Raw genomic sequence first — 24,752 nt, 5'->3', positions numbered from 1 at the left:
TCCCCGTCTCCGGATTCTCGAGAGCCTCCTCGGCGTGGCTGAAAGGGCTCGGCGGGCTGCGCAACACCGTCCGCCAGGAGCTCGTCGCCCGGCAGATCGACGAGCAGATAGCGGCCCGTTTCCCCGTCGGGCAGCGGCTGCGCATCCTCGATGTCGGCATGGGTCAGGGCACTCAGGCACTGCGCCTGGCCAGGGCCGGTCACACCGTGACGGGCCTGGAGTCCGACGCCGAGATGCTGCGGGTGGCCCGTGAGGCGCTCGGCGGCGAGCCCGCGGGCATCCGCGAACGGGTCCGGCTCATCGAGGGTGACGGCCTGGAGACCGGGGTGCACTTCCTGCCCGGCAGCTTCGACGTGGTGCTCTGCCACGGCGTGCTGATGTATGTCCAGGAGCCGGACGCGATGCTGGCCGGACTTGCCCGGATGCTGGCCCCGGGCGGACTGCTTTCGCTGCTCGTACGGAACGGCGACGCGCTGGCGATGCGGCCCGGGACCGCCGGGGACTGGAACGCGGCGCTGGCCGCCTTCGACACGGATGCGTACACCAATCGGCTGGGCCTTGCGGTGAGGGCCGACCGGCTGGACGCGTTGACGGCCACGCTCGCCGGGATCGCGGCGCCCCTGCACGCCTGGTACGGGGTGCGTGTCTTCACGGACAACGTGAGCAACGACGTGGAACTGCCGGCCGCCGACGAGCTGGAGCGGGTACTGGCCGCGGAGGACCGGGCCGGACGTACGGATCCGTACCGCCGGGTGGCCGCACTGCTGCATCTCTGCGGGGTGCGCGGCTAGGGCGTGTTTCGAAAGTGGCGTCGTCCGCCCGCAGGGCGGGGCCGGGGGCGTCTGGTGCGTGCGATCGCAAGGCGGAGGGAGGAGAGCGCAGCGGGCTGCGCCGACGACCGACAACGCAGCGAACGTGCGTGCCGGACGTCCCCGGCCAGACGGGACTTTCGAAACACGCCCTAGCGGCTGGTGCCGGTCGCGGCACTGGCTTGATCTTCAACACTGGCTTGATCTTCAACCTCGGGAGTTGCAGATCAAGCCAGTGCGTTCACGCACGTCGGCGGAGCCGTGCGGCATGCCCGGTCGGCTGAACCCAACAGGCCATCAATAGGGTCAAAAGCAATAATTCGGACATGGATGCATCTCACTCCCGCAGCCGTGTGCGCCGTCGCCGTCTGCTGCTGCCGCTGACCGCAGGTCTCTGCGCGGTCGCCCTGGTGAGCGGCTGCTCGGACACGAACTCCGGTTCGCCGGCGGCCGAGACCACCAAGCCGTCCTCGGCGCCCCAGGCCGCTGGTGATCTGCAGAGCGAATACCAGGCCGTGATCAAGAACGTGCTGCCGTCGGTCGTGCAGATCCAAGCCTCCAACAGCCTGGGCTCCGGCGTCGTCTACGACTCCAAGGGCCATATCGTCACCAACGCCCACGTGGTCGGCCACGAGAGGACGTTCAAGGTCACCGTCGCCACCGGCGAGAAGGTACTTCCGGCCTCGCTGGTCGCCACCTATCCGGAACAGGATCTGGCCGTCATCAAGCTCGACAGCGTTCCGAAAGGGCTGAAGCCCGCGAAGTTCGGCGACTCGAAGAAGGTCGAGGTGGGACAGATCGTGTTGGCGATGGGCTCGCCGCTCGGGCTGTCCTCCAGCGTGACCCAGGGCATCGTCTCGGCGCTCGGGCGGACCGTCAGCGAGAGCCGCGTGGGCGGTGGCACCGGCGCGACGATCGCGAACATGGTGCAGACCTCGGCGGCGATCAACCCGGGCAACAGCGGCGGTGCGCTGGTCAATCTGAACAGCGAGGTGATCGGCATCCCGACACTGGCCGCGGTCGATCCGGAGATGGCCAACAGCGCGGCGCCGGGGATCGGGTTCGCGATCCCCGTGTCGATGGTGAAGACGGTCGCCGATCAGATCATCAAGAGCGGCAAGGTCACCGACTCGGGCCGGGCAGCGCTGAACATCACCGGACGTACGGTCGTCGACACCAACTACCAGCCCGCCGGGGTCGCGGTGGTCAGCGTGACGAGGGGCGGCGCCGCGGACAAGGCGGGGCTGCGGGTCGGCGACATCATCACCAGGATCGAAGATCTGCCGGTCACGACGATCACGTCCCTGTCGGAGGCGCTGGCCTCGGACAAGCCGGGTGAGAAGGTCACGGTGACGTATCTGCGCAACGGGGCGGAGAAGACGGCGAAGGTCACCCTGGGCGAGATCTAGGTGTACTGTCCCGGGAGGTTTTGGACAGGTGAGCGAAATCTCGGCTGAGGGATCTTGAACGGATAAGGGCCTTCCAGGTTCGGTGTGGATTGCGACGTCTTCACCGACCGAAAGGCCCTCGTGCCCCACCGTAATACTCCTGACCGAGACCGGCCGCCTGCGTCCGGCCCGGTTGTCAGCCGTACGGGCTCGGAGACAGGCCCGAGCCCGCACGGCTGCTCATGCCACGGGGGCGGATCAGCCCTGGTCGGCCTGGAGGCTCATGGGGCCGTAGATCTTTGTCGTGTCGTCGAAGAGTGTCACCTGGTCCGCCCCGCCGTCGAGGAGTTCCTTCCAGTACTCACCGATCCAGGATTCCGCATCGCCCTGCGTAGTGAATTCCTCCGGCTGCAGGACCGGCTCCGTCTCCGTACCGTCGGACTTCTCGAACCGCCACGTCCACGCCATGTCCGCCTCCTGGGTCGCTTTGCTGCCCGCAGCCTAGTGCCCGCTGCACCTGCCCGGACACCGTTCCCGGGACTTGTATAACCACTCTCTGCGGGAGCGGTAGCCGCCCGCAGCGTGCTTCGTCCCCCGCTCACCGATCGGGAGGGACAGGCGGTGGCGCAGCGTCCTGATCCCGGCTTCCAGTGTCTGGATGTGTGCGGCCTGGCCACGGCGGGCCAGTGCCCACTGATCGCGTGGCCTTGGTGACCGCACCCGCAATCCGCGACGACGACAGCGGCGTCAGATCCCGCTTACGCGACGCCCAGGTGCCCGCACCGTGCTCCAGACCACCCGCACAGCGAGCTTTGAGATCACACGAAGCCAGACGCCCCTGATGCTCACCGACCAAGCGGAGCACGTTCTCGTCCCGGGGCGTGAGGTGCTTCAGACGGTCCCGGACCGCCACCCCGCAAGGCCTGGGCACCACGAAGGACCCGGCCAACTCCCGCACACCACCCACCACACCACCCCCTCCCACCGACCCCGGACACCTGCCACCAGGCCCAACGAGCAGCAACCGCCAAGGTCACCCATTCGGCCCCAGAACCCCCGTTCCCACCCCCACACACCCACCGCAAGGACCCACTCCCGCTCACCACAACTCACTTCAGCGCAGCAAACCGGCAGCAGCTCACAACCCCCCAAGTCGCGCACCCGCTGCGCGGACGCGGGAGGATCGAAGATGTGGAACTGACTCTGCTCGGCACCGGAGCCCCCGACGGGCTGCCGCGGCCCGAATGTCCTTGCGCCGCCTGCGCCACCGCCCGCGGTACGCGCTCGCGGGCCGCGACCGCGCTGCTGGTCGACGACGCGCTGCTGCTCGACCTCACCCCGGGGGCCGTGTTCGCCGCAGCCCGCGCGGGGCACTCGCTCACCGGCGTACGGCAGGTGCTGCTCACCCATCCGCACGACGGGCCCGCCATGGAGCTGCCCGCCGGACTGCCTCCGGCGGGACGGGTGCCGGACGGGCGGGAGCTGACGCTGATCAGTGGTCACCGGGTGCGGGCGGTGCCGATGGACGCGCCGGGGACGGGTTACGAGGTGACGGCTTCGGAGGGCGCACGGCTGCTCTACCTGCCGCCGGGCGCCGCGCCCTCCGGTCTCACGGACCGGGTGGCGCAGCCTTACGACATGGTGGTCGGCGATGTGGTCGGGCGGCCGGACACGGTGGCGCGGCTGCGGGCCGTCGAGGCGATCGGGCCGACGACCGAGATCATCGCCGTCCATCTGGACCATGACGCACCGCCCGGCGCCGAGCTGGACCGGCGGCTCGCGGCAGCCGGCGCGCGGGCCGTGCCGGACGGGACGACGCTGGTGGTGGGCGAGTACCACTCGGTGCCGGAGGTACCGAGGCGCACGCTGGTGACGGGCGGGGCCAGATCGGGGAAGTCGGTGGAGGCCGAGCGGCGTCTGGAGACGTTCCCCGAGGTGGTGTACGTGGCGACCGGTGGAGGCAGGGAAGGGGACGCGGAGTGGGCGGCCCGGATCGGGCTGCACCGGGAGCGCAGACCGGCCGCCTGGCGCACCGAGGAGACATGTGAGCTGGTGGAGCTGCTGGAGTCGGACGGGCCTCCGCTGTTGATCGACTGCCTGTCGCTGTGGCTGACGGATGCGATGGACCGGGTGGCTGCCTGGGACGACGCGGCGTGGTCGAACGGCGGCGAGAAAGCGCTGCGGGAGCGGACCGCCGAGCTGGTCGCGGCGGTGCGCGGAACGCGGCGCACGGTCGTCGCCGTGACCAATGAGACCGGCTCGGGCGTGGTGCCGGCGACGGCTGCCGGGCGGCGGTTCCGGGACGAGCTGGGCCGGCTGAACGTCGCGTTCGCCGACGAGTGCGAACAGGTGCTGATGGTGGTGGCCGGACAGGTGCTGACGCTGCGTGGCTGACCGGAACGCGGGGAACGGAACACGGAACACCGCACCGGAACGCGAGAACAGCAGGAACGGAACGCGAGAACAGGAGGAGCGGACATGGCACGTGCCCAACCGATGCTGAGCGGGGTTCCGGAGCCCTTGTTGTGGACGCTCTACAACCGGGCATACGAGGCGGGGCAGCCCTATCCCGTGCTGGATGATCCGATGGCACTGCGGTTGCTGAAGGATCTGGATTACCCCTTCGAGGAACGGTTCGGGCGGCCGAACGCGTTCCACTCACAGGCCCAGGGCCTGCGCTCACGCTGCTTCGACCTGGCCGTACAGAGGTACCTCGCCGACCGGCCGCAGGCGACCGTGGTGGCACTCGGCGACGGACTGGAGACCGGCTTCTGGCGGGTCGACAACGGCCGGCTGCACTGGCTGAGCGTGGAACTGCCGGAGGTCGCCGAGCTGCGCCGGGCGCTGCTGCCCGCCTCGGACCGGCTGCGCACCCTCTCCTGTTCGGCCACCGATCTGTCCTGGCTGGACGAGATCGAGGACCCGGAGAGCCGCGGTGTTGTCGTCACGACGCAGGGTCTGCTGATGTATCTGCCCCCCAAGGAGGTACGGAGGATCCTGGCGGCCTGCGCCGAACGGCTGCCCGGCGGCATCCTGGTGCTGGACACGATGGCGCGCTGGCTGGCCAGGTGCACGGTGGCCGGCACGTCGAAGGCCGGCGGGATGACCGTTCCACCGATGCGCTGGGCGATGAACCCCGGCGAGCGGCACAAGCTGCGCGGCGCGCACCGGGGGATCACCGAGGTGCGCGCTCTGCGGCTGCCGCGAGGACGGGGCGCGATGGGCGAGCTGATCCGGATCCAGTCGCTGCTCCCGGGGCTGCGGACTCTCACGCCCGCGATGACGCAGCTGCGGTTCGGGGGCGGAACTCCGTACTGACCAGGTGTCAAAAACGTGGCGGGTACTGTTCCGCAGTGAGCCCGCCGCCGGGCTCGCCGGCCCACTCCACGTATCGACCCGCGAGGCAGACCCCCGTGAATCTGGACGATTTCTCCGACCTGATCGAACGCCCCGACGGCGGCGTACGGCGCGATGCCGAGGAACGCCGGGAGCGCCTGGTCGTTCCCCCGGGCGCCCTCGGCCGCCTGGACGAGCTGGGCGAATGGCTCTCGGCCGCCCAGCAGTCCGTACCGGTCAAGGTGATCGAGCAGCCGCGCGTGGTGCTCTTCGCCGGTGACCACGGGGTTGCCGAACTGGGTGTCTCCGGGCGAGCGGCCGGGACTGCGTACGAACTGGTACGCGCCACGCTGGAGGGTGCGACTCCGCTCGCCGTGCTGGCGCGCCAGTTCTCCGTACCGGTACGGATCGTCGACGCCGCTCTGGACTGCGACCCCGGGCTGCTGCCCGAATCGGTGGTACGTCACCGGGTGCGGCGCGGCAGCGGCCGGATCGACATCGAGGACGCGCTGACGGCCGAGGAGGCCGAGCAGGCGGTACATCTCGGCATGGCGATCGCCGACGAGGAGGCCGACTCGGGTACGGACCTGGTGGTGCTCGGCGATCTGAGCGTCGGCGGTACGACGGCCGCGTCCACGCTGATCGCGGCGCTGTGCGGCACGGACGCCTCGGTGGTCACCGGGCGCGGCGGTGCGGGCATCGACGACCTGGCGTGGATGCGCAAGTGTGCGGCGATCCGGGACGCGCTGCGGCGGGCCCGGCCGGTCCTCGGGGATCAGCTGGAGCTGCTGGCCACGGTGGGCGGTGCGGATCTGGCGGCGACGACCGGGTTCCTGCTGCAGTGCGCCGTGCGCAGGTTGCCGGTGATTCTGGACGGTGTGGTCTCGTCGGCCTGTGCGCTGGTGGGTCAGCGGGCGGCCTTCCGGGCGCCGGACTGGTGGCTGGCGGGTCAGGCGAGCGGTGAACCGGCGCAGAGCAAGGCGCTGGACCGGATGGCACTCAACCCGTTGCTGGACCACGGCGTCATCGTGGGCGAAGGAAGTGGGGCGTTGCTGGCACTTCCGCTTGTTCGGGCCGCGGCCGCGCTGGCGGCGGAGCTGCCCGAGCGTGCACCCGTCACCGACGAGAAGGGCGGTGCCGGCGAAGGGGCCGACGGAAGCGACGCGGACGGCGACGCGACCGGCGGCTGACGGACCCGGCAGAGCTGCGGCCGCCGAGCACCGGCCGCAACCCAGTCCCCTCATGCAGTGCGATGCACCATATGATCGCTTTTCATGGGAGAGGTCCGAATGGCCACCGAGGAATCCGGACGGGTCAGTGCTCGGCCACCGAGCACCGTCCGGTCACGCCGCAGCGCGGCGTTCACCATCTGGTACCTGCGCGTTGTGTCGTTCATCAACTTCCTGAGCGCCGTCTGGGTCACTCTCGGCAACGATCTGCGCCGTCACAACACCGCGAACTACTTCACCCCGTACCTGCTCACCGCGGGCTTCTCCTCAGGGGTGGTCGCGCTCTTCCTCGCGGTCACCATGCGCCGTCGCAAGCGGGCGGCCTGGATCGTGAACACGGTGGTGAGCAGTCTTCTGCTGCTGCTCTTCGTCCTGGTGATCCCGTTCCCGGAGGTCCGGCAGTACCCGCAGAACTGGATCTCGCTGACGCTGACCGCCGTCTTCGTCCTGGCGCTCGCCCTCGGCCGGCGCGAGTTCTACGCGAAGGGCGACCGGTCGAACCCGAAGCTGGCCGCCGTCGTCGCGGTCGGCGGGCTGCTGGTCACCTCACTGATCGCCGCGGGTCTGGTCACCGTCACCAACACCGCGCACAACGAATACCTCTCGTCCTTCCTGGACCGCTGGCGCTACGGCGCCATGCGGCTGGTCTCGGTCGCCGCCGACGACATCGATTTCCCCGGAATCACCACGCCCGGCTGGGTCAATGTCACCATCAACATCCTCTCCACGCTGCTGCTGATCGCCGTCGTGTACGCGGCGTTCCGGTCCCGTCGGGCCGTCGACCCGATCACCCCCGAGGACGAGGCCCGGCTGCGTGCACTGCTCGACAAGCACGGCGACCGCGACTCGCTCGGCTACTTCGCACTGCGCCGGGAGAAGAGTGTCGTCTGGTCGCCGACCGGGAAGGCCGCCATCGCCTACCGGGTGGTCGGCGGGGTCTCGCTCGCCTCCGGTGATCCCATCGGCGACCCGGAGGCCTGGCCCGGAGCGATCGTTCCGTGGCTGGCCGAGGCCCGCGAGCACGGCTGGATCCCGGCGGTGATGGGCGTGAGCGAGGAGGGCGGCACCGTCTACGCGCGACACGGCCTCGACGCCCTGGAGCTGGGCGACGAAGCGATCGTGGAGACCGCCGAGTTCACCCTCGAAGGACGGGCGATGCGGACCGTCCGCCAGGCGTACAACCGGATCAGGCGGGCCGGGTACGAGGTGACCGTGCGCCGGCACGCCGACATCCCCGCCGACGAGATGGCCGAACTGGTGCGGCGCGCCGACGACTGGCGCGACGGGGCGACCGAGCGCGGCTTCTCGATGGCGCTGGGCCGGCTCGGCGATCCGGCCGACGGGCAGTGCATGATGCTCGAATGCCGCAACTCGCCCACCGAAGAGGGCGGCGGGCCCGGTGAGTTGCACGCCGTACTGAGCTTTGTGCCGTGGGGACCGAACGGCCTCTCGCTGGACCTGATGCGCCGCGACCGGGACGCCGAGAACGGCCTGATGGAGTTCATGGTCATCGAACTCCTGCAGCGTGCCCAAGAGATCGGGATCACACAGGTCTCACTGAACTTCGCAATGTTCCGGTCCGTCTTCGAGCGGGGTTCACGGCTCGGCGCCGGACCGGTGCTGAGGCTGTGGCGCTCCATGCTCAGCTTCTTCTCGCGCTGGTGGCAGATCGAGTCGCTCTACCGCGCCAACGCCAAGTACCGACCGATCTGGGAGCCGCGCTTCATGCTCTTCGAGAAGAGCGCCGACCTCCTGCGCATCGGCCTCGCCGCGGGCCGTGCCGAAGGGTTCCTGGAGGCTCCCGGTCTGCCCAAGTGGATGCACCGCTCGCATCTCGGGGCTGGTGAATGAGACCCGTATCCGCGCTGCGCGGAGCGGCTCGCCGCGAGTGGGCTCCGCTCGCGGGGACCGTACGCGCAGGACTCACCGCCGCACGGCTTCGGGCGGTCCCGATGACGCTCGCCGCGGTCTGCCTGACGGCGCTGCTCCACGCGGTGCACAACCAGCCCTGGGGCTTCGGGGCAGTGCATGGTCTCGGGACGGTGCGGGCCGAGGATCCGTTGTGGGAGGCCCTGCTGCGTACCCCGTTGTCGCTGTTCGTCCCGGCGCTGGATCTGCCGGTGTGGGGGGCGCTGGCACAGATCCTGGTGGTGTTCGGGATCGCCGAGATCTGTCTGGGCCGGTGGCCCACGCTCCTGATCGGGTACGCCGCGACGCTGGCCGGGACGCTGTACGCGCGGATCGGTGTAGCGGTCGGTCCTGACGGGCTGTTCGGACTGCCCTACTCCGACGCCCAGGTCGTCGACACCGGCCCGTCGGCGGCGGTGGTCGCTCTCGCCGTCTATGTGTGCTGTGTCTACCAGGCCTGGTTCACCGGGGCGCTGGTGGTCGTGGCGATGGTGGTCGAGGTGATCCTCAAGAACAATCTGGCCGGCAAGGAGCATCTGGCGGCGATCGCCGCTGTGCTCGTGCTGTGCGCCGTCTCGGTCGGCCGGGAGCGGCGCCGGTCTCTGCGCCGCCGTGATCAGGGCTTGCGTTCGGGAGCCGAAACCCGGTCCGGTGCGCCGCCGATCAGATCCTGGAATCTGCGGCGCGGGCCTGCCCAGCGCACATCGTGGTGGTAGGCACGCAGCACCGCCCTGGCGCGGGCACGGTGGCGGTTGCGGTAGAAGCGCTTCGCCCACATCGAGGTCGGCCGGGCCAGCCGGATCGCCCCGATCACCGCGAGGAACGGGACGAGGGTTCCGACGACCGCGAGCCGCGCCTTGCCTTTGAACAGGGCGATCAGCACAAAGCAGAAGTTGACGACCAGGGTCAGGATGACCTCGAGCCGGCCCTGCTGCTGGTCACTGCTCAGCTCATTCACGCCGAGCGGTGAGAATCCGGCCAGGAGCAGCAGCACCAGCGCCGCGGTGAGGACCACGACCTCCACGCTCTGGCGGCCCTCCTCGGTCCAGTAGACATCGTGGAGGTGGAGGATCAGGGCGAACTCGTCCAGCACCAGGCCCGCACCCATGCCGAAGATCACCGCGCAGGCCCCCGCGGCGATGCCATGGCGCCCGCTGGCGACCGCCCCGAAGCCGCCGATGACGGTCAGCACCACACCGGGCACCACATGGTGGACATGCATTCCGCCGGGCGTGATGTTGTGGAACGGCCCCTTCCCCGCCCGAATCATCCGCGTGATGACCCGGGTGACGACGAAGGTGAGTACGAAGGCGGCCAGCGCAAGCAGCAGCGGCAGCTTTCCCGGCTCGACGATGTTCCGATCGAACCAGTGACCCATGCCACCCACTCCCGATAAGTCGCTTTTGCCATTGTCTGTTGCGCTCTGTGCAATCTATCGGCCCGGCGCACCGATTAGCCTGCGCGCCGTGACCTCCTTGAATAGCCATGGCTTGCGTTTCGCCTTCGGCACCCTGACCGTGCTCCCCGTCCGCATCACCCGCTGGGACCGCGGCACCGCCCGCGCCGGGATGCTGTGCGCCCCGCTCGCCGGTCTCGTAGTGGGGCTGCTCGCGGCGGTGCCCGGCTGTCTCTTGCTGCTGCTCGGCTCCGGTCCGCTGCTCGCCGCGGTCGCCTCCACCGCCGTGCCGGCGGTGCTGACCCGGGGCCTGCATCTGGACGGTCTCGCCGACACCGCGGACGGCCTGGGCAGCGGCAAGCCCGCCGACGACGCCCTGCGGATCATGAAGCAGTCGGACATCGGGCCGTTCGGTGTCATCACCCTGCTGTTCGTGCTGCTGGCCCAAGTCGCGGTCCTCTACCAGCTGTACGGGCAGAGCTGGGCGCACGGAGCGGTGGCGGTGGCCGTCTGCGCGGTCACCGCCCGGCTGGCGCTCACCCTGGCTTCCCGTCAGGGCGTGCCGGCGGCCCGGCCGGAAGGGCTGGGTGCGGCAGTGGCGGGGACAGTAACTGCCCGGTCCGCGGTGGCGGTCGGGGCCGTCACGGTCGCGGCCTGCGCGGGTGCCGGCGCGCTCTTCGGCGGATACGGGGCGCTGCACCATGCCCTCGCCGTGCCGGCCGCCCTCGGCGTCGCCCAACTCCTGCTGCGGCACTGCCTGCGGCGCTTCGGCGGGGTGACCGGCGATGTCTTCGGCGCACTGGCGGAGACTGCGGCGACGACGGCCCTGGTGGTCCTGGCGATCGGTTAAGACCGACCGGCACATGGGGGGTGGGAGAAGGAGCGTGGCTGGGTGCGTGCAGCTGCAAGACGGAGGAGTGAGCCAGATGGGGTCTCCCCTGCTCGCGCGCAGCCGAGAGCTTGGGGAAGGAGCTTTGGTGATTGACGACAACGCGGCAGATGTGCGTGCCCAGCCACGCGACGCCGCCCCCCTATGTGCCGGTCGGTCTAAGGGCCGGCCTTCGGGCACTCCTGGCGCCACACGCCCAGCTCGTACTTCTTGCGCAGCGAGCTGAGCCCGAGCCGCTTCGATTCGGCGCAGAACCGGGTGACCGGCAGCTCGTACTCCGCGTGGAAGACGGCCTTGCCCGCCTTCACGAACGGGGTGAGAGCATCGCACTCCCCGTACTGCGCGCACTGCTCATTGACCGCGAAGTCGAAGTCCGGCTCCAGCTCCGGAATCTGGCCGAGGTCGTTCTTCAGGCCGACGGCGAGTCCATGGCGGTGGGCGATACGGGCGATGAGCCGGTTGTAGCGCAACTGGTCCGCGGCGGTCAGCGGGAAGCCCGTACGGTTGCGGTAACCGTCCATGTTGTCGGGCTCCACCGCGTCGAAGCCCTTCTTCGCGCACATCGCGATCCGCTCCTCCATCAGCGGCTCCAGGACGTCCGTGCGGCGGATGTCGAGCCACCGCTCCCCCTCCCAGCCGTTGCCCTTTCCCCGTACCGAGGCGGGGAACTTCCCCGCGTCCGGGCGGAAATCCTCCCAGGCGCCGGTGGAGAGGTAGCAGATCACCTTGCGGCCCCGGCGGTGCAGATCGGCGACCTCCGAAGCCGTGTGCTCGAAGCCGTCGATGTCGTACACCGGGACGTCCACCGTGGGGTCCAGTCGGCCGGAGAGCTGCCACTGCCAGCCGATGCCCGGCTCCGGGCGCCAGTGGGCCGTGGCATCGGGCTCCGGTGCCGAGGTGCAGCCCGTCAGCAGGGCCAGCAGAATCAGCACGGTGACCGGCAGCGCCGGTCCCGGCGCGCTGACACGTGCAGTCCCCTGGGCGCGCATGTTTCTCCCCCCGTCGGTCCGGCACCACCAACAACCCTACTTCCACCGCCCGTTCCAGCCGCACGGCCCCGGCCCGGCCGCCCGGAACCGGGGCAACGACGCAACAACGTGGCGTCGGCGGGGCGCCGACGGAGCGCCCGCCGCCGTGATCCCGCTGCAAAGGCGCGCGTAGGCTCATTCCCGGCACATTGCGACGGCGTCTACGATGCGCCGGGCACGGTCGGCCCACCCCTCGACCGACACCGAACTCAACGGAAGCGAGATTTCACCACCGTGACTGCTCTCACTCTCAGCACTGCCGGTGCGGCGACGCTGCGCGCCGACGCACTTGTCGTCGGCGTCGCCAAGGGCGCCAAGGGGCCGGTCCTCGCACCGGGCGCCGAGGCCGTGGACAAGGCGTTCGACGGAAAGCTCGCCACCGTCCTGGAAGCCCTGGGCGCCGCAGGTGCCGAGGGCGAGGTGACCAAGCTCCCCGCACCCGCCGGTCTCAAGGTCCCGGTCGTCATCGCGGCCGGACTCGGTTCCGTCCCGGAGAAGGACGACGCGTACGACGCCGAGGCGCTGCGCCGGGCCGCAGGCTCGGCCGCCCGCGCCCTGAGCGGTTCGAAGAAGGCCGGCTTCGCGCTGCCCATCGCATCCGCCGAGGACGCCGAGGCGGTCGCCGAGGGCGCGCTCCTCGGCGCGTACGCCTTCACCGCGTACCAGGGCGGCGAGAACAAGCTGGCGCCCAAGGGCAAGAAGAACGGCAACGGCACGAAGCTGCCGCTCGGCGAGGTCGCCCTGCTCGGCACCAAGCCGCGCGACAAGGCGTTCAAGGCGGCCGCCGAGCGTGCCGTCGCGGTCGTCGAGGAGATCAACCGTGCCCGCGACCTGATCAACACCCCGCCCAACGACCTGTACCCCGAGTCCTTCGCCGCCGTGGCCACCGCCGCGGGCAAGGAGCACGGCATCAAGGTGCAGGTCCTCGACGAGAAGGCGCTCGTCAAGGGCGGCTTCGGCGGTCTGCTGGGCGTCGGCCGGGGCTCGGCCCACGGCCCGCGTCTGGTGAAGCTCGCCTACACGCACCCGAAGGCGGAGAAGACCCTGGCCCTGGTCGGCAAGGGCATCACCTACGACTCGGGCGGCATCTCGCTGAAGCCGGCCGGCCACAACGAGACGATGAAGTGCGACATGAGCGGCGCCGCCGCCGTGTTCGCGAGCGTCGTCGCGGCCGCCCGTCTGGGTCTCCAGGTCAATGTCACCGGCTGGCTGGCGCTCGCCGAGAACATGCCGTCGGGCAACGCCACCCGCCCCGGTGACGTCCTGCGCATGTACAGCGGCAAGACCGTCGAGGTGCTCAACACGGACGCCGAGGGCCGACTCGTCCTCGCCGACGCACTCACCCGCGCCAGTGAGGAGAACCCGGACGCGATCGTCGACGTGGCGACCCTGACCGGCGCGATGATGGTGGCGCTGGGCAACCGCACCTTCGGCATCATGGCGAACGACGACGCCTTCCGTACCTCCGTCCACGAGATCGCCGAGGAGGTCGGCGAGGCCTCCTGGCCGATGCCGCTCCCCGCCGACCTGCGCAAGGGCATGGACTCCCCGACCGCCGACATCGCCAACATGGGCGAGCGGATGGGCGGCGGCCTGGTCGCCGGTCTGTTCCTGAAGGAGTTCGTGGGCGAGGGCATCGCCTGGGCGCACCTGGACATCGCAGGCCCGGCCTTCCACGAGGGCGCACCGTACGGCTACACGCCGAAGGGCGGCACCGGTTCCGCGGTCCGCACACTGGTGAAGCTGGCGGAGCGCACCGCTGCCGGAGACCTCGGCTGAGGTAGTAGCTGACCGACTTACGGCCCCGGGCATACGTCCGGGGCCGTAGGTTTTCCCGCGTCGGCATCGCGGCACGGATCCGGCAGGTTTCGCTCTCAACGAAATCAGCACGCCCTCCCGTCTCCCGCCACCACCCTTCCAAGGCCGCGCTACGCTCTTAGTCCTTTTTGTTTCTACGCAGCGGTAATCGCCCGAGACGGATGATCATCCGTCTCGGACCCGGGCCCCGCGTCCCGCCCACCGTCAACAAGTGCGAAGATGGGTTCTCGGCAGGACAGGGCCCCCACCACAGGGCCGAAAACAAAAGCGGCCGAACACCAGCCGACCGGCCGGTCATCCCCCAGCGACGGGGCCCGGCGTACGGCGCACATGCATGGAGGACGTGACGTGGCGAACGACGCCAGCACCGTTTTCGACCTAGTGATCCTCGGCGGTGGTAGCGGCGGTTACGCCGCGGCCCTGCGCGGAGCGCAGCTGGGCCTGGACGTCGCTCTGATCGAGAAGGGCAAGGTCGGCGGTACCTGCCTGCACAACGGCTGCATCCCCACGAAGGCCCTGCTGCACGCCGGTGAGATCGCCGATCAGGCGCGCGAGGCCGATCAGTTCGGCGTCAAGGCCACCTTCGAGGGCATCGACATCGAGGCCGTCCACAAGTACAAGGACGACGTGATCTCGGGCCTGTACAAGGGTCTTCAGGGTCTCATCGCCTCGCGCAAGGTCACCTACATCGAGGGCGAGGGACGGCTCTCCTCCCCCACCTCGGTGGATGTGAACGGCCAGCGCGTCCAGGGCCGCCACGTGCTGCTCGCGACCGGCTCCGTGCCGAAGTCGCTGCCGGGCCTGGAGATCGACGGCAACCGCATCATCTCCTCGGACCACGCGCTGAAGCTGGACCGTGTTCCGAAGTCCGCGATCGTGCTGGGCGGCGGCGTCATCGGCGTCGAGTTCGCCTCGGCGTGGACGTCCTTCGGCACCGACGTCACGATCATCGAGGGCCTGAAGCACCTCGTCCCGGTCGAGGACGAGAACAGCTCGAAGCTTCTCGAGCGCGCCTTCCGCAAGCGCGGCATCAAGTTCAACCTCGGTACGTTCTTCCAGAGCGCCGAGTACACGCAGGACGGCGTCCGCGTGACCCTCGCCGACGGCAAGACGTTCGAGGCGGAGGTGCTGCTCGTCGCCATCGGCCGCGGCCCGGTCTCGCAGGGTCTGGGCTACGAGGAGGCCGGCGTCGCGATGGACCGCGGCTACGTCCTCGTCGACGAGTACATGCAGACCAACGTGCCCACCATCTCGGCCGTGGGTGACCTGGCCCCGACGCTCCAGCTCGCGCACGTCGGCTTCGCCGAGGGCATCCTGGTGGCGGAGCGGCTGGCCGGACTGAAGACCGTTCCGATCGACTACGACGGTGTCCCGCGGGTGACGTACTGCCACCCCGAGGTCGCCTCCGTGGGCATCACCGAGGCCAAGGCCAAGGAGCTCTACGGCGCGGACAAGGTCGTCGCTCTGAAGTACAACCTCGCGGGCAACGGCAAGAGCAAGATCCTCAAGACCGCGGGCGAGATCAAGCTCGTCCAGGTCAAGGACGGTGCCGTGGTCGGCGTCCACATGGTCGGTGACCGTATGGGCGAGCAGGTCGGCGAAGCCCAGCTGATCTACAACTGGGAGGCGCTGCCCGCCGAGGTCGCGCAGCTCATCCACGCCCACCCGACGCAGAACGAGGCGATGGGCGAGGCCCACCTGGCCCTCGCCGGCAAGCCCCTGCACTCCCACGACTGATCAGTCGACCGGGCGCGACGACCGACCTACTTCCGCACTTTCGTAAGGAGCAACTGAAACCATGTCGGTTTCCGTAACCCTTCCGGCGCTCGGCGAGAGCGTCACCGAGGGCACTGTCACCCGCTGGCTGAAGGCCGAGGGCGAGCGCGTCGAGGCCGACGAGCCGCTGCTCGAGGTTTCGACCGACAAGGTCGACACCGAGATCCCGGCCCCCGCGGCCGGCATCCTCTCCAGCATCAAGGTCGCCGAGGACGAGACCGTCGAGGTCGGCGCCGAGCTGGCCGTCATCGACGACGGCACGGGTGCGCCCGTCGCCGCCGCGGCCCCGGCCGCCGAGCCCGTGGCCGCCCCGGCCCCGGCCCCCGTCGCCGAGGCCCCCGCTGCTGCTGCCCCGGCCCCCGTCGCCGAGGCCCCGGCCGCCGCCGCACCGGCCGGTGGCGCCACCGGTACCGATGTCACCCTCCCGGCGCTCGGCGAGAGCGTCACCGAGGGCACCGTCACCCGCTGGCTGAAGGAGGTCGGCGAGGAGGTCACGGAGGACGAGCCCCTCCTGGAGGTCTCCACGGACAAGGTCGACACCGAGATCCCGGCCCCGGTTTCCGGTGTGCTGCTGGAGATCGTCGTCGCCGAGGACGAGACCGCCGAGGTCGGCGCCAAGCTCGCCGTCATCGGTGCCGCAGGTGCCGCTCCGGCGGCTGCTCCGGCCCCGGCCGCCCCGGCGCCCGTCGCCGCCCCGGCTCCGGCCCCGGTCGCTCCGGCTGCCCCCGCGCCGGCTCCGGTCGCTCCGGCTGCCCCCGCGCCGGCTCCGGTCGCTCCGGCTGCCCCCGCGCCGGCTCCGGTCGCTCCGGCCGCCCCCGCACCGGCTCCGGCCCCGGTGGCACCCGCCGCCCCGGCGCCTGCCGCTCCGGTGGCGCCCGCCGCTCCGGCTCCGGTGGCCCCGGCAGCCGCCCCGGCGCCCGTCGCCGCTCCGGCTCCGGTCGCCCCGGCCGCGACCTCCGTGGACGACGGCGCGTACGTCACGCCGCTGGTCCGCAAGCTCGCCGCCGAGAACGCCGTGGACCTGGGCTCGGTCACGGGCACCGGCGTCGGTGGCCGTATCCGCAAGCAGGACGTCGTCGCCGCCGCGGAGGCCGCCAGGGCCGCCGCCGCTGCCCCGGCTCCGTCCGCCGCCGCTGCCCCGGCAGTCTCGAAGGCGCCGAAGCCGGCGGCCTCCCCGCTGCGCGGTCAGACGGTCAAGATGACCCGCATGCGCAAGGTCATCGGCGACAACATGATGAAGGCGCTGCACTCGCAGGCCCAGCTGACCTCGGTCGTCGAGGTCGACATCACGAAGCTGATGAAGCTGCGCAACCAGGCGAAGGCCGCGTTCGCCGCCCGTGAGGGCGTGAAGCTGTCCCCGATGCCGTTCTTCGTGAAGGCGGCGGCCCAGGCGCTGAAGGCCCACCCGGTCATCAACGCCCGGATCAACGAGGACGAGGGCACCATCACGTACTTCGAATCGGAGAACATCGGCATCGCCGTGGACGCCGAGAAGGGTCTGATGACCCCGGTCATCAAGGGTGCGGGCGACCTGAACATCGCCGGTATCTCGAAGAAGACCGCCGAGCTGGCCGGCAAGGCCCGCGGTGGCGGCCTGACGCCGGACGACATGTCCGGTGCCACCTTCACCGTCAGCAACACCGGCTCGCGCGGTGCGCTGTTCGACACCGTCATCGTGCCCCCGAACCAGGCAGCCATCCTGGGCATCGGTGCCACGGTCCGCCGCCCGGTGGTCATCAACCACCCGGACCTCGGCGAGACGATCGCGGTGCGCGACATGACGTACCTCGCGCTCTCCTACGACCACCGTCTGGTGGACGGCGCCGACGCCGCCCGTTACCTGACCGAGGTCAAGGCGATCCTGGAGGCCGGTGAGTTCGAGGTCGAGCTCGGCCTCTGAGCACCACGGTTGTAACCAGCCTCACCAGCGGCGCCCCCGTCCGGATCACTTCCGGGCGGGGGCGCCGCCGTATTGTCTAGACACCACCGGTCGCCCCGGCAGCCGTAATGACGCAGACAGCACCGGTTCGCCCCGAAGGAGCCCCTCATGACCCCGCCCGTCGTCCACTCGCTGCGCGAACAGATCCGCGAGCACATCGTGGACGGGATCGTCAGCGGGCGCTGGAAACCGGGCGAGCGGATCGTGGAGCGCCGGATCGCGACCGAGCTGGAGGTCAGCCAGACACCCGTACGCGAGGCGCTGCGGGAGCTGGAGACGCTCCGGCTGATCGAGTCGGCGCCCAACAAGGGCGTACGGGTCCGCAATCTCACCGCGGCCGATCTGGAGGAGAGCTATCCGGTACGGGCCGGTCTGGAGCAGATAGCGGCGGAGCTGGCGGCTCCGGTCCTCGGCGAGGACTGCTCGCGCCTCGCACCGCATGTGACGGCGCTCTACGAGGCGGACCGGCTGGCCGACGGCGAGGCGCAGGTACGGCACACCGTGGGGTTCCACCGCGAGATGGTGCGGGCCGCCGGGAACGCCGTGCTGCTGCACACCTGGGAAGGGCTGGGCATCGAGGTGTTCACGGCCCTGTCGATCCGGTGGCTGGGCACGGTCCAGAAGTCGTATGCCGAGGAGCACGAGGCGCTCATCGAGGCGTTCCTGCGGAAGGACCCGGACATCGGGACGCTGGTCAAGGCGCATGTGCTCGGCTGCGCACCGCGCGCCTGAGAGCCTGTCGGGTTCTCAGGCGCGTACGCATCTGTCGTGAGGGGCGCTCGCCCGTGCAGGCGAGCGCCCTTTTTGTGTACTAAATCCCGTCACTCCGTGCCCCGTTTCGCGGCACCGAATGCCAATTTCTTCATATCGAGAAGTTTTGCGCTTCACCCTTTGATCGATCATCGATCGGGGCCCTACAGTTCACTCCGCGGGCCCACCGGCCCCATCGCCCTGTCCTGCCAGTCAGGGCCTTTCTCCACCCCCCTCCACTCCGGAAGGCGGCGATCATGACCGACCCCGTAGGAAAGCTTCCGAGCGAGCTCGATCAGCTCCCGGACCGCGACCCCGAGGAGACCGCCGAATGGGCGGCCTCCCTGGATGCCGTCACCAAGGCCGCGGGCCCGCACCGCGCCGCGTACCTGATGCGTCGCTCGCTCCAGCACGCCGAGGGCGCCGGTCTTGCGCTGCCCAAGCTGCTGGAGACCGACTACGTCAACTCCATCCCGACCGCCGCCGAGCCCGCGTTCGACGGCGACCTGGAGATGGAGTCCCGGATCACCGCCTGGAACCGCTGGAACGCGGCCGCGATGGTCACCCGTGGCGCCCGGCTCGGGGTCGGCGGCCACATCGCCACCTTCGCCTCGGCGGCCTGGCTGTACGAGACCGGCTTCAACCACTTCTTCCGCGGTAAGGAGGGGGACGGCTCCGGCGACCAGCTCTACATTCAGGGCCACGCCTCCCCCGGCATCTACGCCCGCGCCTTCCTCGACGGCCGGCTCAGCGAGCAGCAGCTCGACAACTTCCGCCAGGAGGCGGGCGGCGACGGTCTGCCGTCCTACCCGCACCCGCGGCGGCTGCCCTGGCTGTGGGAGTTCCCCACCGTGTCGATGGGCCTCGGCCCGCTCTCGGCGATCTACCAGGCACGCTTCAACCGCTATCTGGCCAACCGCAACATCAAGGACACGTCCAACTCGCACGTCTGGGCCTTCCTGGGCGACGGCGAGATGGACGAGCCCGAGTCGACTGCCGCCCTCGCCCTCGCGGCGCGTGAGCGGCTCGACAACCTGACCTTCGTCATCAACTGCAACCTGCAGCGCCTCGACGGCCCGGTCCGCGCCAACTTCCGGGTGGTCCAGGAGCTGGAGGGCGCGTTCCGCGGGGCCGGCTGGAACGTCATCAAGACGCTCTGGGGCAACGCCTGGGACGAGCTGTTCCAGCTGGACACCACCGGTGCGCTGGTCCGACGGCTCCGGGAGGTCCCGGACGCGCAGTTCCAGACGTATGCCACCCGCGACGTCGCGTACATCCGCGAGCACTTCTTCGGCGCCGATCCCGCGCTCGCCGAGCTGGCGAAGCTGCTCACCGACGCGAAGATCGCCGAGTGCTTCTACACCTCGCGCGGCGGCCATGAGGCCCGCAAGGTGTACGCGGCATACAGGGCGGCCGTCGAGCACAAGGGCGCGCCGACCGTGATCCTCGCGCAGACGGTGAAGGGCTACACGCTCGGCAAGGGCTTCGAGTCCAAGAACGCCAACCACCAGATGAAGAAGCTGTCGATCGACGAGTTCAAGGGCATGCGCGAGCTGCTCGGCCTCCCGATCCCGGACAGCGCCTTCACCGATGGCCAGGTGCCCTACGGCCACCCGGGCGCGGACTCCCCCGAGGTCCGCTACCTCCAGGAGCGCCGCGCCGCGCTCGGCGGCCCCGCCCCGGCCCGCCGGGTGCACGCGGTGGCACTGCCCGAGCCGCAGGAGCGGGCGTTCGCCGCGCTGAAGAAGGGGTCCGGCAACCAGGAGATGGCCACCACCATGGCCTTCGTGCGCCTGGTCAAGGACCTGATGCGGGACAAGGAGACCGGCAAGCGCTGGGTGCCGATCGTCCCGGACGAGGCCCGTACCTTCGGCATGGAGTCGCTGTTCCCGTCGGCCGGGATCTACTCGCCGCTGGGCCAGACGTACGAGCCGGTCGACCGCGACCAGCTGATGTACTACAAGGAGGCCAAGGACGGCCAGATCCTCAACGAGGGGATCACCGAGGCCGGGGCCATGGCCGACTTCATCGCCGCCGCCACGTCGTACGCGACGCACGGCGAGACGATGATCCCCTTCTACATCTTCTACTCGATGTTCGGCTGGCAGCGGACCGGCGACCAGATGTGGCAGCTCGCCGACCAGCTCGGCAAGGGCTTCATCGTCGGCGCCACGGCCGGCCGGACGACGCTGACCGGTGAGGGCCTCCAGCACGCGGACGGCCATTCGCACCTGATCGCGTCCACGAACCCCGCGTCGCTCAACTACGACCCGGCGTTCGCGTACGAGATCGCGGTGATCGTCAAGGACGGTCTGCGCCGGATGTACGGCCCCGAGGCCGAGAACGTCTTCTACTACCTGACGGTCTACAACGAGCCGAAGCCGCAGCCCGCGATGCCGGAAGGCGTCGAGGAGGGCATCGTCAAGGGCCTGTACCGCTTCAAGGAGGGCACGCCCGCGACTGCGGACGCACCGCGCGTCCAGCTGCTGGCCTCCGGCACGGCGATCCACTGGGCCCTGGAGGCCCAGGAGCTGCTGGCCGCGGACTGGGGTGTCACGGCCGATGTCTGGTCCGCCACCTCGTGGGGCGAGCTGCGCCGCGAGGCGCTGGAGTGCGACGAGGCGCTGCTCCGCGGTGAGCAGCGGGTGCCGTACGTGACCCAGGCGCTGGAGGGCGCACCGGGTCCGGTCCTCGCGGTCAGCGACTGGATGCGGCAGGTCCCGGATCAGATCAGCCAGTGGGTGCAGCAGGACTGGTCCTCGCTCGGCACGGACGGCTTCGGGCTCTCCGACACCCGCGATGCGGCCCGCCGCCACTTCGGTGTCGACGCCCGGTCGATCACGGTCGCGGCCCTGGCCCAGCTGGCCCGCCGCGGCGAGGTGGCCGCGTCCGCGGTCAAGGAGGCCCGGGAGCGGTACGCGCTCTGAGAGCCTGTCGGGCGACCTCTGATCGGGCGGACGCGGCATGGCACGCACGCTTCCGGCGTTGCCGAAATGCCCTAGTAGCTCCGCTACGAGGACATCCCGGCGCCTTGGAATCGCACGTACCATGCCGCGTCCGCTCTCCGATCGAAGGTCACCCGACAGGCTCTGACGCGTGAAGGCGGCCGGGGTACACCCGGCCGCCGCCGCGCCTTCCATGCGCCGGTCGGCCCAAGGGCAGCCTTTGAGCCGGGCCGGCGATTGAGGCCGTCTCCGACCCTGCGGGCCGCAACCCGCACACCGCGGCCACAATGGCCCCATGCGTGCCGCCCGTCTCATCAAAATGGTGCTGCTCCTGCAGTCCCGCCCCACCATGACCGCCGCCGAGCTCGCCCAGGAACTCGAGGTGTCCGAACGGACCGTCACCCGGGACGCGCAGGCACTCTCCGAAGCGGGTGTCCCGGTGTACGCGGACCGTGGCCGGGCCGGGGGCTACCGGCTGGTCGGCGGGTACCGCACGCGTCTCACCGGGCTCGCCCGTAACGAAGCCGAGGCGCTCTTCCTCTCCGGGCTGCCCTCCGCCCTGCGCCAGATGGGCCTGGAGGACGCCGCGTCCGCCGCCCGGCTCAAGGTGTCGGCGGCCTTGCTCCCGTCCCTGCGAGGCGCTTCGGACAGCGCCGCCCGGCGCTTCCATCTGGACGCTCCCGGCTGGTACCAGGAGCCGGTCACCCCCGAACTGCTGCCCGCCGTCGCGGAGGCGGTCTGGGACGACCGGATCGTCCACGCCCGCTACCGCCGCAGCGGCCGGGACGGCGAGGTGGAGCGGGTGCTGGCCCCGTACGGACTCGTCCTGAAGGCCGGGGTCTGGTATCTCTGCGCCCGCGTGGAGGACGATTTCCGGGTGTACCGGATCGACCGGTTCTCGGCCGTAGCGGTGTCGGACGAGCGGTTCGAACGCGACGAGACGTTCGATCTTCCGGGCTTCTGGGACGAGCGGGCCGCCCAGTTCGCCCGCTCGCTCCTGCGTACCGCGGTGACGGTACGGGTGACGGAGGACGGTGTACGCCGACTGCCGTACGCCATGGACCGTTCGGCGGTCCACGACGCGCTGGAAACGGCCGGCCCGCCCGACGCACAGGGGTGGCTCACCATCACCCTGCCGGTCGAGTCCCTCGATGTCGCGTACAGCCAACTAATGTCCCTGGGGCCGGAGTTGGAGGTTCTCCAACCGACGGCTCTGCGGGCGCGTTTCACCGCGGCCGCCGAACGCCTGCGCAGCCTCTATCCCTGAAGGCTTCTTTTCGCCGCGTCCACGTGCATCGCCTGCCGTCAAGGCCGATGCTTGTCCCGTGATGGACGAGACGGAGTTCTGGGAGATCATCGACAGCACCCGCGAGGCCGCCGAAGGCGACCCCGAGGACCAGGCCGACCTGCTCGTCGAACGGCTGGTGCGGCTCGATCCCGAAGCCGTGCTGGATTTCGCCAGGCACTTCGAGGCCCGTTACAACCGTGCCTACCGCTGGGAGCTGTGGGGCGCCGCCGCCGTACTGCTCGGCGGCGCGAGCGACGACGCCTTCGACTTCTTCCGCTGCTGGCTGATCGGGCAGGGCCGGGAGATCTTCGAGGGCGCTCTGCACAATCCGGACAGTCTCGCCGATCTGCTGGACGACTTCGACGAGGAGGTCGACGGGGAGGCCGAGGATCTCGGCTACGCCGCCGACGAGGCGTACGAACAGCTCACCGGCGTGGTCACCCCGGACCTCGGCCTGCCGCCCCAGACCTCCGAGCCGGAGGGCACCCCCTTCAGTTTCGAGGACGACACGGCCCTGGCGGAACGCTTCCCCGCGCTCTGGGAGCGGTTCGGGGCCGGCTGAGCGCGCCCGGCGGCTGGGCCCCCGGGCGCGGGCCCGCCGACGGCACCACGGCAAAGGACATGAGGTGTCAGGGGGCGAGCGAGCGGCCCATCATGACGTCGTCGACGTAACGCCCGTGCAGGAAGAACTCACCGGGCAGCACACCCTCGACGACGAACCCCTCCGACTCGTACAGGGCCCGCGCGGGCGCGTTGTGCCCGAGCACCCGCAGCGTCATCCGGTTCGCCCCGTCACTGCGCGCCGCCGCGAACGCGGCCCGCAGCAGGGCCCTGGCGATACCGCGGCCGCGCGCCCAGTCGGCCACGGCGAGGCCCTGTATCTGCCGTACATGGGTGTTGCAGGCCAGCGGGGTGGGCGGGACCAGCCTGGTGTACCCGGCGAGACACACCTCTCCCGCCGCGTTCTCCGCCTCGGCCACGAGGAAGTCCTCGGGCTTGTGGTGGTCGTCGAAGAACGGCTCGTACGGGGGCTGCGGCCTCGGTGTCACGGCGTGCAGCGTCGACCAGGTGGCGCGGTCGAGTTCACCGAGAGCGGCTTCGTCGGAGAGGACAGCGGAGCGGACGGGGCGGACCGGGTGTATGTGGATCTCGGGCATGCCCGCCACTGTGCCACGCCGCTCACAGCCCGGTCAGCCCGATTTCGCGGCTCAGGGCTGTCCCGTAACCCCCGGTGGGCGCAGACCGGTGACGCACGAAGGGCCTTCGGCCCGGCGAGTGAGGCGCACCGGGGCCACTGCGGCAGGATGGGCCCCATGCTGCACTCCCGTATCGCTGTCACCGGAGCATCAGGACTCATCGGAGCGGCGCTGGTGCGCTCGCTGCGGGCCGACGGACACGAGGTCGTACGCCTGGTGCGACATCCCGCGCGGGCCGGCGACGAGGTGGAGTGGGATCCCAAACGCCAGTATGTCGACGTGGCGGGCCTGGTGGGCTGCGACGCCGTCGTCCATCTCGCCGGGGCCGGCGTCGGTGACCACCGCTGGACACCGGCGTACAAGAAGGAGATCCGGGACAGCCGGGTGCTCGGGACGACGGCCGTCGCCGAGGCCGTCGCCTCGCTGGACGTCCCGCCGAAGGTACTGCTGTCCGGGTCGGCCATCGGCTACTACGGCGACACCGGAGACCGTGCGGTCGACGAGAGCGCCCCGGCCGGCGAGGGCTTCCTGCCGTCCGTGTGCGTGGAGTGGGAGGCGGCCACGGCCGCCGCTCAGGAGGCGGGCGTACGGACGGTGCACGCGCGCACCGGCCTGGTCGTCGGCCGTGAGGGCGGTGCCTGGGGCCGGATGTTCCCTCTGTTCCGGGCGGGGCTCGGCGGGCGGCTGGGCAACGGGCGCCAGTACTGGAGCTTCATCGCGCTGCACGACGAGGTCGCGGCGCTGCGGCACATCCTGGACACGGAGTCGCTGTCGGGTCCGGTGAATCTGACCGGCCCCGACCCCGTCACCAACGCCGAGGTGACGGCCGCGATGGGGCGTGTGCTGCGCCGCCCCACGCTCCTGACCGCTCCGGCACCGGCACTGCGGCTCGTCCTGGGGGACTTCGCGAAGGATGTGCTGGGCAGCCAGCGGGTACTGCCGGGCAGGCTGCTGGACTCGGGCTTCGTGTTCGCCTTCCCGGGAATCGACGGGGCGATCCGCGCGGCGCTGCGCTGAGCGCACCGAACACGCGCCGGACCGCGCCGGGCACGGCCCC

The 24,752-nt window shown here is 70.5% G+C and carries 20 protein-coding genes and 1 pseudogene; 16 read left to right on the top strand and 5 right to left on the bottom strand.

Annotated elements, in window-relative coordinates:
* Window positions 1–38: 38 nt before the first annotated feature.
* Window positions 39–791, top strand: coding sequence for a class I SAM-dependent methyltransferase (locus tag ACH4EW_RS21025; RefSeq protein ID WP_398259247.1), 753 nt, complete (start codon window positions 39–41; stop codon window positions 789–791).
* Between the two features lie 344 nt (window positions 792–1,135).
* Window positions 1,136–2,218: a S1C family serine protease gene (locus ACH4EW_RS21020; protein WP_398258978.1), complete on the top strand. Its 1,083-nt coding sequence runs from the start codon at window positions 1,136–1,138 to the stop codon at window positions 2,216–2,218.
* Between the two features lie 237 nt (window positions 2,219–2,455).
* Here the strand turns inward: ACH4EW_RS21020 and ACH4EW_RS21015 are convergent, their stop codons facing one another.
* Entirely contained in the window at window positions 2,456–2,665 is a 210-nt protein-coding gene (locus tag ACH4EW_RS21015) for a hypothetical protein (RefSeq protein WP_398258976.1), read from the bottom strand.
* Between the two features lie 66 nt (window positions 2,666–2,731).
* Window positions 2,732–3,164: pseudogene (locus ACH4EW_RS21010) on the bottom strand (IS200/IS605 family accessory protein TnpB-related protein); the annotation flags it as partial.
* A gap of 224 nt (window positions 3,165–3,388) precedes the next feature.
* Here ACH4EW_RS21010 and ACH4EW_RS21005 point away from each other — a divergent pair.
* From ACH4EW_RS21005 to ACH4EW_RS20985, 5 genes are all read left to right on the top strand, one after another.
* Window positions 3,389–4,591: a bifunctional adenosylcobinamide kinase/adenosylcobinamide-phosphate guanylyltransferase gene (locus ACH4EW_RS21005; protein ID WP_398258974.1), complete on the top strand. Its 1,203-nt coding sequence runs from the start codon at window positions 3,389–3,391 to the stop codon at window positions 4,589–4,591.
* Between the two features lie 84 nt (window positions 4,592–4,675).
* Window positions 4,676–5,515, top strand: coding sequence for a class I SAM-dependent methyltransferase (locus ACH4EW_RS21000; protein WP_398258972.1), 840 nt, complete (start codon window positions 4,676–4,678; stop codon window positions 5,513–5,515).
* A 95-nt stretch (window positions 5,516–5,610) separates the two neighbouring features.
* A complete protein-coding gene (cobT, locus tag ACH4EW_RS20995; protein ID WP_398258970.1) occupies window positions 5,611–6,723 on the top strand; it encodes a nicotinate-nucleotide--dimethylbenzimidazole phosphoribosyltransferase in 1,113 nt (370 codons plus the stop codon).
* Between the two features lie 84 nt (window positions 6,724–6,807).
* Window positions 6,808–8,613, top strand: coding sequence for a phosphatidylglycerol lysyltransferase domain-containing protein (locus ACH4EW_RS20990; RefSeq protein ID WP_398258968.1), 1,806 nt, complete (start codon window positions 6,808–6,810; stop codon window positions 8,611–8,613).
* On the top strand, window positions 8,610–9,386 hold the full coding sequence (locus ACH4EW_RS20985) for a hypothetical protein (RefSeq protein WP_398258966.1): 777 nt from the start codon (window positions 8,610–8,612) through the stop codon (window positions 9,384–9,386). Before ACH4EW_RS20990 ends, ACH4EW_RS20985 begins: the two co-directional genes overlap by 4 nt.
* Here ACH4EW_RS20985 and ACH4EW_RS20980 read toward each other — a convergent pair.
* Entirely contained in the window at window positions 9,287–10,048 is a 762-nt protein-coding gene (locus ACH4EW_RS20980) for a hypothetical protein (protein WP_398258964.1), read from the bottom strand. The genes ACH4EW_RS20985 and ACH4EW_RS20980 overlap by 100 nt on opposite strands.
* A gap of 88 nt (window positions 10,049–10,136) precedes the next feature.
* On the opposite strand from ACH4EW_RS20980, the gene ACH4EW_RS20975 reads away from it, so the two are divergent.
* Window positions 10,137–10,916, top strand: coding sequence for an adenosylcobinamide-GDP ribazoletransferase (locus tag ACH4EW_RS20975; protein ID WP_398258962.1), 780 nt, complete (start codon window positions 10,137–10,139; stop codon window positions 10,914–10,916).
* Window positions 10,917–11,113: 197 nt separating this feature from the next.
* Here ACH4EW_RS20975 and ACH4EW_RS20970 read toward each other — a convergent pair whose 3' ends face one another.
* Window positions 11,114–11,944 (bottom strand): endo alpha-1,4 polygalactosaminidase, encoded by an 831-nt coding sequence (locus ACH4EW_RS20970; protein WP_398258960.1) that lies wholly within the window; start codon window positions 11,942–11,944, stop codon window positions 11,114–11,116.
* Between the two features lie 273 nt (window positions 11,945–12,217).
* On the opposite strand from ACH4EW_RS20970, the gene ACH4EW_RS20965 reads away from it, so the two are divergent.
* The 7 genes from ACH4EW_RS20965 to ACH4EW_RS20935 all read left to right on the top strand — a co-directional run bounded on the left by ACH4EW_RS20965 (window position 12,218) and on the right by ACH4EW_RS20935 (window position 23,061).
* Entirely contained in the window at window positions 12,218–13,762 is a 1,545-nt protein-coding gene (locus tag ACH4EW_RS20965; RefSeq protein WP_398258958.1) for a leucyl aminopeptidase, read from the top strand.
* A 387-nt stretch (window positions 13,763–14,149) separates the two neighbouring features.
* Window positions 14,150–15,538 (top strand): dihydrolipoyl dehydrogenase, encoded by a 1,389-nt coding sequence (gene lpdA, locus ACH4EW_RS20960; RefSeq protein ID WP_093893552.1) that lies wholly within the window; start codon window positions 14,150–14,152, stop codon window positions 15,536–15,538.
* 61 nt (window positions 15,539–15,599) lie between these two features.
* The gene (gene sucB, locus ACH4EW_RS20955; RefSeq protein ID WP_398258956.1) at window positions 15,600–17,477 is read left to right on the top strand and encodes a 2-oxoglutarate dehydrogenase, E2 component, dihydrolipoamide succinyltransferase; all 1,878 of its coding nucleotides are present in this window, start codon (window positions 15,600–15,602) and stop codon (window positions 17,475–17,477) included.
* Between the two features lie 147 nt (window positions 17,478–17,624).
* Window positions 17,625–18,248: a GntR family transcriptional regulator gene (locus ACH4EW_RS20950; RefSeq protein WP_398258954.1), complete on the top strand. Its 624-nt coding sequence runs from the start codon at window positions 17,625–17,627 to the stop codon at window positions 18,246–18,248.
* A 275-nt stretch (window positions 18,249–18,523) separates the two neighbouring features.
* The gene (gene aceE, locus ACH4EW_RS20945; RefSeq protein ID WP_398258952.1) at window positions 18,524–21,193 is read left to right on the top strand and encodes a pyruvate dehydrogenase (acetyl-transferring), homodimeric type; all 2,670 of its coding nucleotides are present in this window, start codon (window positions 18,524–18,526) and stop codon (window positions 21,191–21,193) included.
* A 313-nt stretch (window positions 21,194–21,506) separates the two neighbouring features.
* Window positions 21,507–22,478 (top strand): helix-turn-helix transcriptional regulator, encoded by a 972-nt coding sequence (locus ACH4EW_RS20940; RefSeq protein WP_398258950.1) that lies wholly within the window; start codon window positions 21,507–21,509, stop codon window positions 22,476–22,478.
* 61 nt (window positions 22,479–22,539) lie between these two features.
* Window positions 22,540–23,061, top strand: coding sequence for a DUF4240 domain-containing protein (locus tag ACH4EW_RS20935; protein ID WP_398259245.1), 522 nt, complete (start codon window positions 22,540–22,542; stop codon window positions 23,059–23,061).
* A 67-nt stretch (window positions 23,062–23,128) separates the two neighbouring features.
* Here ACH4EW_RS20935 and ACH4EW_RS20930 read toward each other — a convergent pair whose 3' ends face one another.
* The gene (locus ACH4EW_RS20930; protein WP_398258948.1) at window positions 23,129–23,656 is read right to left on the bottom strand and encodes a GNAT family N-acetyltransferase; all 528 of its coding nucleotides are present in this window, start codon (window positions 23,654–23,656) and stop codon (window positions 23,129–23,131) included.
* Window positions 23,657–23,812: 156 nt separating this feature from the next.
* Between ACH4EW_RS20930 and ACH4EW_RS20925 the strand changes: the two genes are divergently transcribed.
* The gene (locus tag ACH4EW_RS20925; RefSeq protein ID WP_398258946.1) at window positions 23,813–24,712 is read left to right on the top strand and encodes a TIGR01777 family oxidoreductase; all 900 of its coding nucleotides are present in this window, start codon (window positions 23,813–23,815) and stop codon (window positions 24,710–24,712) included.
* The last annotated feature ends 40 nt before the right edge of the window (window positions 24,713–24,752 follow it).

It is taken from the genome of Streptomyces sp. NPDC018000, assembly GCF_044328025.1.
Lineage (GTDB): Bacteria > Actinomycetota > Actinomycetes > Streptomycetales > Streptomycetaceae > Streptomyces.
Note: the sequence above shows the minus strand (reverse complement) of the source record. Positions and strands in the feature narration are given on the sequence as shown.

Coding starts and splice junctions, on each gene's coding strand:
- ACH4EW_RS21020 (WP_398258978.1), top strand. CDS start 1,136: ATGGATGCATCTCACTCCCGCAGCCGTGTGCGCCGTCGCCGTCTGCTG.
- ACH4EW_RS21015 (WP_398258976.1), bottom strand. CDS start 2,665: ATGGCGTGGACGTGGCGGTTCGAGAAGTCCGACGGTACGGAGACGGAG.
- ACH4EW_RS21000 (WP_398258972.1), top strand. CDS start 4,676: ATGGCACGTGCCCAACCGATGCTGAGCGGGGTTCCGGAGCCCTTGTTG.
- ACH4EW_RS20990 (WP_398258968.1), top strand. CDS start 6,808: ATGGGAGAGGTCCGAATGGCCACCGAGGAATCCGGACGGGTCAGTGCT.
- ACH4EW_RS20985 (WP_398258966.1), top strand. CDS start 8,610: ATGAGACCCGTATCCGCGCTGCGCGGAGCGGCTCGCCGCGAGTGGGCT.
- ACH4EW_RS20980 (WP_398258964.1), bottom strand. CDS start 10,048: ATGGGTCACTGGTTCGATCGGAACATCGTCGAGCCGGGAAAGCTGCCG.
- ACH4EW_RS20970 (WP_398258960.1), bottom strand. CDS start 11,944: ATGCGCGCCCAGGGGACTGCACGTGTCAGCGCGCCGGGACCGGCGCTG.
- sucB (WP_398258956.1), top strand. CDS start 15,600: ATGTCGGTTTCCGTAACCCTTCCGGCGCTCGGCGAGAGCGTCACCGAG.
- ACH4EW_RS20950 (WP_398258954.1), top strand. CDS start 17,625: ATGACCCCGCCCGTCGTCCACTCGCTGCGCGAACAGATCCGCGAGCAC.
- aceE (WP_398258952.1), top strand. CDS start 18,524: ATGACCGACCCCGTAGGAAAGCTTCCGAGCGAGCTCGATCAGCTCCCG.
- ACH4EW_RS20940 (WP_398258950.1), top strand. CDS start 21,507: ATGCGTGCCGCCCGTCTCATCAAAATGGTGCTGCTCCTGCAGTCCCGC.
- ACH4EW_RS20935 (WP_398259245.1), top strand. CDS start 22,540: ATGGACGAGACGGAGTTCTGGGAGATCATCGACAGCACCCGCGAGGCC.
- ACH4EW_RS20930 (WP_398258948.1), bottom strand. CDS start 23,656: ATGCCCGAGATCCACATACACCCGGTCCGCCCCGTCCGCTCCGCTGTC.
- ACH4EW_RS20925 (WP_398258946.1), top strand. CDS start 23,813: ATGCTGCACTCCCGTATCGCTGTCACCGGAGCATCAGGACTCATCGGA.